Origin of the sequence: Aromatoleum evansii, from assembly GCF_012910805.1 — a bacterium.
Classification (GTDB): domain Bacteria; phylum Pseudomonadota; class Gammaproteobacteria; order Burkholderiales; family Rhodocyclaceae; genus Aromatoleum; species Aromatoleum evansii.
Genome location: NZ_WTVK01000204.1, coordinates 1 through 463, shown reverse-complemented (window position 1 = coordinate 463; position 463 = coordinate 1). Strand labels below are relative to the sequence as shown.

At 66.3% G+C, this 463-nt stretch carries 1 protein-coding gene; it reads right to left on the bottom strand.

What is annotated here, in order from left to right; all coding sequences use genetic code 11:
- Nucleotides 1-67: 67 nt before the first annotated feature.
- A partial coding sequence (locus tag GO615_RS27935) for a helix-turn-helix domain-containing protein (protein WP_169133080.1) occupies nt 68-463 on the bottom strand: 396 nt, incomplete at its 5' end.

Sequence of the window (463 nt, the reverse complement as noted above, 5' to 3'; positions counted from 1 at the left end):
CCGCAGATGCCATCGGGAGTACCTTGGACGAGCGGCCTGACGGCGTCAGGCCCGCCCGCCTGCCGCCTCAGGCCCCGCGCGCCCGTGTGAGGGTTTCCGAGGGCATCTCGCCATATGCGCGGCTATAACATCTGGCGAAGTCGCTCAGATGCCAGAAGCCGTTGGCACGCGCGGCCGCGGTCACGGTCAGGAGCGGACTTCCTTTGACGAGGAGCTTGCGGACCGACCACATCCGCTTCGACCGAAGGTGCTGATGCAGGCTGACGCCGCAAATGTGCTGCACGGCAGTCTGGAGCGTCCGAACGGAAACGCCGAGCGTCTGTGCGAGACCGGTGCTGTAGAGGTCGGCTTCCCCGACAGCCGCCACCAGTTCATCCAGGCGCTCGACGAGCTTCCGATGCCGGTCGAACGAACCGGGAAGCACCCGCTTGACGCTATCCTGGACCAAGGCGTTGTCGAGCCC